The 6,983-nt window shown below is 55.2% G+C and carries 7 protein-coding genes; 3 read left to right on the top strand and 4 right to left on the bottom strand.

Annotation, left to right across the window (positions count from 1 at the left end; all coding sequences use genetic code 11):
- The 4 genes from Q363_RS29445 to Q363_RS29430 all read right to left on the bottom strand — a co-directional run.
- Positions 1-550 (bottom strand): B12-binding domain-containing radical SAM protein (locus tag Q363_RS29445; RefSeq protein ID WP_035357824.1); only part of this gene is annotated, 550 nt, incomplete at its 3' end.
- 260 nt (positions 551-810) lie between these two features.
- Positions 811-1,185 (bottom strand): hypothetical protein, encoded by a 375-nt coding sequence (locus Q363_RS29440; protein ID WP_035357822.1) that lies wholly within the window; start codon positions 1,183-1,185, stop codon positions 811-813.
- A gap of 464 nt (positions 1,186-1,649) precedes the next feature.
- Positions 1,650-2,150, bottom strand: a complete 501-nt coding sequence (locus Q363_RS29435; RefSeq protein ID WP_035357820.1) for an Hsp20/alpha crystallin family protein — start codon at positions 2,148-2,150, stop codon at positions 1,650-1,652.
- 282 nt (positions 2,151-2,432) lie between these two features.
- A complete protein-coding gene (locus Q363_RS29430; RefSeq protein WP_084080899.1) occupies positions 2,433-3,941 on the bottom strand; it encodes a SagB/ThcOx family dehydrogenase in 1,509 nt (502 codons plus the stop codon).
- Positions 3,942-4,485: 544 nt separating this feature from the next.
- Between Q363_RS29430 and Q363_RS29425 the strand changes: the two genes are divergently transcribed.
- From Q363_RS29425 to Q363_RS29415, 3 genes are all read left to right on the top strand, one after another.
- Positions 4,486-4,668, top strand: a complete 183-nt coding sequence (locus Q363_RS29425) for a hypothetical protein (protein ID WP_035357816.1) — start codon at positions 4,486-4,488, stop codon at positions 4,666-4,668.
- 76 nt (positions 4,669-4,744) lie between these two features.
- Complete coding sequence (locus Q363_RS29420) at positions 4,745-5,062, top strand: hypothetical protein (protein WP_245632552.1); 318 nt, start codon at positions 4,745-4,747, stop codon at positions 5,060-5,062.
- 301 nt (positions 5,063-5,363) lie between these two features.
- Positions 5,364-6,596 carry a glucose-1-phosphate adenylyltransferase gene (locus Q363_RS29415; RefSeq protein ID WP_035357826.1) on the top strand — a complete coding sequence of 411 codons (1,233 nt, stop codon included), beginning with the start codon at positions 5,364-5,366 and terminating at the stop codon, positions 6,594-6,596.
- The last annotated feature ends 387 nt before the right edge of the window (positions 6,597-6,983 follow it).

The raw sequence follows: 6,983 nt of genomic DNA, 5'->3' as shown, positions 1-6,983 counted from the left end.
GTGGTTGCTGGCCGTCTGTTCGCCAGACACTGCAAAAAGAGCAATGCTTCGGGCATCCGCGAATGGTCTGTACTGATGCCCACATATATTTGTCGCGCGGCATCAGATCCCATCGTGCAGCCAGGAACTGGCTGCCTTCAATTCGCCCACCCTCGTAAATTCTGGATGGCTTGCCTGCAAGACAATCGGTTACAACCTTGCTCCACGCAAGATCGCCGTCACCTTTCACCACAGCGTGAGCATTGCCGCGATCCAGTGCTTCTTCGGGAAACAGCGTAGCGTGAATGCCACCGTAGATCACCCATGCACCGCGTCCTCGCGCTATCCGGCCGACCTCATACCCACGCAGAGCATTACCTGTATGTACGCTGATGCCGACTATATCTCCCGACATGATGCTTTCCGGCATAATCTGCTCCAGCGACTCATCGACAAGGATGGGATCTCCCGCCGATTCGGGTGTTGCTGCCGCAAGAACAAACAGCCATCTTGGCGTAATGACGGCCGTGCCAAATGAATTGTCGCTCGGATTTACGAGATGAACACTCATCGAATCCAACCTTTCCGCGTGCGAGTACGGTGGCTTCAGAGAGCGTCTTCACAATAGGTGAATCATTGGCCCAAACTACGTTTGGCGTGATTTCCGATTACGAATCTACCTGCCCTACTACCGTAGTGATCATACAGGGCCGGTCCCTACGACGAATGAAAATGTTAGTCATAATCAAAGGACAAAAGAGGCTGACTCCCGGGAGGTTTATTGATTTCCTGCAGTACAGTCAAGTGAATCGCGAAAAGAATCGAGCATCCCTATTCATTGAATGGAACGCCGAACGCCAGCAGAGCAGTTTTCGGTGGGCGATGTTTCGCGCCGATCAGATTCGGCCGCTTGCCCATTGCTTTCCAAATACGAAGTGCAACAGCATTCATATAGAGCAGCCGCACCTGCTCTCGCACTTCGCCTCGCTGAGCGTAGATACTGATCGTGGTCAAAAGCTGCGTTTGTCCGGAATCGATCAAATATGGTCCCATGCTGACGGCAGGAGCATTCTGGATGTCCTGCACGTCTTCCGCGCTTTGCGCGACGACCTCATAGTTCAGCGTTTTCCGGGAATTCTCTCCGTCTAGGCTGAACAACAGATCGTTCGAGGTATGGCTGAATGGGTATTGTGGGTTGTCCATCATGCCCTCCGCTCACTCAATCGCCGTGAAACTTGTCTGTTTTATCATTGTGTGTACGTCTCCAAGTGTCATGCCCCATCCACACGCTTCTCTTTGCAAACCAGTAGTATCGTCGCCAACAATTGACGCAACGAAACGGATATAAAGCGAATAGAGCTAATGGGCCGTCGATAGACTTTGATTCTGCAGTTTCGAACACAATTGAGGTACAGAGAGGACATTGTCTGCGGAACAACAGCAGCCGGGGGAGTCGATTTGGCCAGTTCAAACGGGATGAGTTCGTACTGTTTGTTCCTCGAAAGCTGCCACTGATTAGTTATGAACGCGCTACATCCGAAGGAGAATGCGTCGGTGCTGGCCGAACGCTGAGGCAGACAGACTGAAGACACCGCGCCCGAGGCGCGTGGAGGAGAACTAAATGGGAGGTGGGTATAAGCCACCTCCCATTTCTGCCACTGGCTCCTGAATTACGCGGCCTTACCCGACGCTATGGCTTCCAGAGTTTTCTGGCCGCCAACATTAACTTTGATCTGCGTGGGCTTGGCTTCTGCCTTCTTGGCGAGGTTGATCTTCAGCACGCCTTTGTCACAGCGGGCGCTCACTTGCCCCGGATCCACGGTGCTGGGAAGCGTGAACGAGCGGGTAAAGCTTCCGTATTGCCGCTCGACGCGACGGAAGTTCTCCTCTTTCTCTTCCTTCTCGATCTTGCGCTCGCCATGGACGGTGAGAGTGTTGTTCTGAACGGAAACATCAATGTCTTTTTCGTCGATGCCCGGGACTTCAATCTTCAGAATAATGTTGTGCTCGTCTTCGTAGATGTCCACCGGCGGCGCGAGGGCGGTGGTTGTCAACGCCTCCGCCGGGCCTTCGGGGCTGTACGGCTCACGGAAAAGACGGTTCATGCGATTCATGCGGTCTTGCATGGCGGATAATTCACGGAGAGATTCCCAACCGGTCAATAGTGTCATGACGCAGTCCTCCTTAGCAGTAATCTAAGAGGAAAAAGCAGTAATCTAAGAGGGAAAACTTCAGATGGGCTGACTTAGTTCAGTGAACCTGAACGAGTAAGAAGACATACTTTGCTCAACAGTAACGCTAAGCTTGTGAAGCAACGGTTGTCAAGATGCGCTAGTGTCCTGTTGGCGCTCCAATCTGAATGATGGACCAGTGTCGAATCAGTGCTCGTGCAGCGTCTCGATCCGGCAATGGACCACGCACGATGAAATGATTGTCGCCATGAACGCGTATGCCTACCATGTGATTTCCTGCGGCTCATTTGATGCCGAGACGCGCGGATCGGGGATAGGATAACCGATCGCAAAATGGTATACGACCTGTCCTTGGTTGGGGACCAGGTTGAGATGACGGTGCACCTCGTCATCGTAGAAGGCACCGATGCCGGTCGCACCCAGCCCAAGTGCCTCAGCGGCGAGATACAGGCGGTGGCCAATAGCGCCTGCTTCAAAATGCGCATAGCGATAACCACGGTCGCCATAGGTGCCAGCAGCACGATCGAGATCGCCGATCATCGAAAAGGTCACGCAGGCGTTACCGGCCAGGTCCTGCCCGAGGCTCAGACCAGCGGCCGCTACGCTCTGGTCGCCACTCTTCACCTGTTCCAACTCGGCACGCTCCGGCCAGAACCTGTAGACGCCGGGTTGTAACCCATCGACGCGGTGAGCATACATATACAGCTGAATGAAACGCGTGCCGGCAAAGTCAGCCGACAATGGCTGGGCTGTGACGGCGAGGATGGCCGAGAGCTCCGCCAATGACGTCGATTGCTTTCCACCCAGGAAGTCGAGCGCCGAGCGCCGCATGCGGGCAACCTCGCCAAAGCTGCGAGTCGATGAATCCGGAGAAGGCAGCGTGATCTCGCCGGAGCCAGTTAGGGCCGACTCTGCGAAGGAGGTGCCACTGCTCCCGCAGCTGCTTCGTTTCGTGGTGAAGTGGATGCTGTCAATCAGTGGGTGAGCAATCGTCTCCTTCGAAAGCTGGGTCGCCTGCCCGCCGAACCAGACTGTTTTACCGGCGTCTGCTTCGCGCACTGGAATGGACTTACCGTGCAGGCTGACAATCAGCATTGGCCACTCATCCACGTTCAGGCGACACAACTCGGCCACTTCATCGTCCGGGAAATGTCCGGCTGCGAAGCTGTCGCAACCGATAGCGCGGGCGGAGAGTGCAAGCGCTTGCCAAGCGTGTCCTATGTCGTGCAAGCAATATCGATATGCCCGTTCATCGTACTTCCACGCCTCGCGCCACACAATACTGGTCAAAGCGAACACAATTGGCGCAGAGCCGCTGGCTAGCGTCATTTGAAAATCACCGCGCCCGCGCTGCTCCGCCATGTGCCTGGATGGATCGTAATGATACAACCCATCTGGCCACCCCTTCAGCCCCCGTGTGAGGAAGTGGAATTCCGTCGGGTGCAGATTCCCGGAGGATGGATTCACTCTTAGCGCGTACTTACATCCGGTAGACGGGACTCGCTTGGACGCGCTAATCGCGGCGGAATAGAAGAGTAGTTGCGAGAGGAGAGTCGGTCCGTCACCCACAGGCGTGGTGCCCAAGGTACCCAGAAGCACGTCAAGTGCTGGTATTTCAGGGGCGGGCGGATCTGCTGGCAGATCGAGCACCGGCACGCCCTCGTAATGACGAAACGGATCAGGCATGTTAGCCCAATCGAGAACGTGCCGCGCTCTCCTCAGCGATTCAACGCTATGCTTCGTTGCTTCGTGATATTCGCGCCAGGTCATTGCCTCTAGGATGCGCTCCAATGATTCTGATGCTGGCAGTTAGCTGCTTTGCGGAAGAAGTTTTCCCAGAAGCAGCTAATTGGACCGACACGCCGAGCACTCGGAAGCCGCTACACAGCACCAATCAAAACGCCGGACCGTCTGCCCTCTTGGCGCATGATCGCTGGTGCTTTTCAAGGTCTGTCTCTGCCTTGAGTGTCCGCTCTTCTTTCTGCCGAGCGCGGTTGCGTATACCAGCTTCATTGAGTCCAAGCAAGATATTGGGCGGGTCTGATCTTACTGCCGCCGCAGCTGCCTGTTCCAACTGGATACAAATCCTGCACGGCATCGCCTTTACCTCATTTGAAGCGTACACCTTTTACTCCCTGAGTGGGGTTTGACCGGTTAACGCCCGCGTCGTGCGGTGCCTTGAGTCACATGTTTGTCCGCACAGACGGCCGTATAGGCGTAGGCTGGAAACAGTCGAACTCCTCGCCTCCAGCCTCAAAACCTTGCTCCAGACGAGCGTCCGTCAAGTACGCAACAGCTCGAAAGGAGCAATTCCATGAGCTTTTCCCGAACTAGTGACGTCTCCAAGCATCTCGCGCGAAAGCAGAGGCCCCAGCCAACGTTAGTGGCGAAGCCACCGATAATCACGGACTCGACAGACGAGTACCTGGAAGCGGTGGCGGAACGCGCACCGGCAGCCGTGCGCAAGAACCCAAATAGTCTGAAGCCGGGCAGCTGACTATGAATATTTCCGTCTCCACAACCTTACTTCAGGACCAGTTCGTCTCAAGGTCTCGAATCAGCTGGCGTTGCATGTGATCGTAAACGGTCACATTGCATCAGCCAATTACACGGTTGTTGCGCAGAACCGCGATGAAGTGATGGTTCCTGAAAATTCTCCGAGCGTCAGCATGTGGCCCTACCGGTTGAATTCCGCGCAGCCGCGAAGACTGAACCACATCAGCATCTACACGGCTAGAGGCACGTCGAGAGATCAGTCGCGGCTTCTCTACATGAATGCGGACGCGCTGAGTGTGTGGCGCGAGATGGGCATGCGTGTCACGATCATCGGCGAATCGCATCGGCCGCCGCGCAGTGCGATGCTTTCCTTCGGCATGCCGTTTTCAGAGTGACGAGCGCGGCGCGCCTCCCGGCGGTCCGGATGCGCATCGCTCCCTTCCCTGACTTCCGTGCAGTCGAAACACTTTATTCGCCGCATCCGATCGGAGGCAGCATGCGTTCGGCCCAGATCCACGTCGCGATCGCCCAAGGAAATAACCGTTTCCGGATCTGTCCACTGACTTCAAAGAGTGTCCACATCATGCATAAACCCGGAGTTCGTACGGAGGATTCCGTCAACCATGTGCTTGGAATGCTGCGTCGTTGCAGCCGCGCCTGCAGTCAGAGCCGCTTAAATCCAATGACGAGGTCAATATGCGACGCAAGATAGTCGCGTTTGTTCTGGCAGGAGGCAGAGGCAATCGTTTATTGCCCCTCACCCGAGAGCGCTCCAAGCCGGCCGTGTCTTTCGGGGGGAAGTACCGCATGGTCGATTTCGTCCTCAGCAATCTCATCAACTCTGGCATCCTTTCCATTTACGTCATGGTTCAGTACAGGAGCCAATCACTTTTGAAACACCTGCGAGACGGCTGGCAATTCGGTAGTCTGCTTAGAGATCATTTCGTCATTCCCGCCCCGGCTCAGGCCCGCGCAGGTGAGGAGGCGTGGTATCGAGGAACGGCTGACGCGGTATTCCAGAATCTCGACCTGATCGATAACCCCGATGAGTGCACGGTGGCGATTTTTGGGGCCGACCATATCTACCGAATGAATATCGAACATATGGTCGAGTTCCACGAGCGGATGAATGCTGACGTAACCGTAGCCGCAATTCCGGTCTCATCTCATCTCTCGACCGAGTTCGGCGTCATAGAGGCTGGTCAAGACGGTGCCATACAAGGTTTCCACGAGAAGGACAGCAATGCACCTACGATTCCAGGCAGATCAGACCAAATCTACGCGTCTATGGGGAATTATCTGTTCTCTGGACGGGTTCTATTGAAGGAGTTGAAGGCCGACGCTCTTCGGAAGGAGAGCAAGCATGATTTCGGGTACGACATCTTGCCATCGATGTTGGGAAGAGCAGCGATGTACGCCTATGACTACCAAACCAACATAATTCCCGGAGAATCAGGCGAAGCGCCGATGTATTGGCGAGACCTCGGAACGCTAGAAGCGTATTACGAGGCCCAGATGGATCTCTGTGGGTTGCTTCCGTCACTGAATCTATACAATAGCCGCTGGCCGATTCATACGGCAAGCTATCCTGATCCTAGTGCCAAGTTCAGCTTCGACGAGCATGGGGATGTGGGCTACGCGAGCGGCTCAATCATCTCTGGAGGGTGCATCTTCTCAGGCGGCACGGCCCGGGGCTCTGTCGTCGGACGAGGCGTCAAGATACAGGGATGCAGTCTCATCGAAGATTCGGTGGTCCTCGACAATTGCGTCCTTGGGTCAGGCTGCAAGATTCGTAAAGTCATTCTCGACGAAGGCGTCAGGATACGTGACGGCGAGCACATCGGCTATAACCCGGAACATGATCGAAATCGGTATCACGTCACCGACAGTGGAATCGTTGTGGTCAGCACGCAAGCCGTCTCGCCGTGAGCGTGTGGTGAGCTGAGCGAGTGGCGCACAATCAACTTCACTAACTGATGGATGAAAGCTACTGGATGACGGGCATCCATGTAAGTTTTTGTCAACAGAAAAGCACAGGATTTTCTGGGCGCGCTCAGGAGAGCGCGCTATCGATTTGATCAGAATCTGCCGTTACGCAACAGTGCCTCTCGGCTGGTGGTTCCTGCTCTCTGCAGAACCGGACATCCATTTGCTGTCTGAGACTCCAAAGAGTCCGCACAGAAGATTGAGTTTATGTTCTCTGCCAGTCCCGAAACAAACCGAAGGGAGCCTCGGGAGTTGCCTCCGTCGCTCAGCCCGTCACCTGCGGGACCTGGCAGCCTGCGCACCGGATGATCCTGATATTTTTCCTTCCTG

Source organism: Edaphobacter aggregans DSM 19364, from assembly GCF_000745965.1.
In the GTDB taxonomy this organism is placed as follows: Bacteria; Acidobacteriota; Terriglobia; order Terriglobales; family Acidobacteriaceae; genus Edaphobacter; species Edaphobacter aggregans.
The sequence above is the reverse complement of the archived record's forward strand: the minus strand, read 5'-3'. Positions and strand labels throughout refer to the sequence as shown.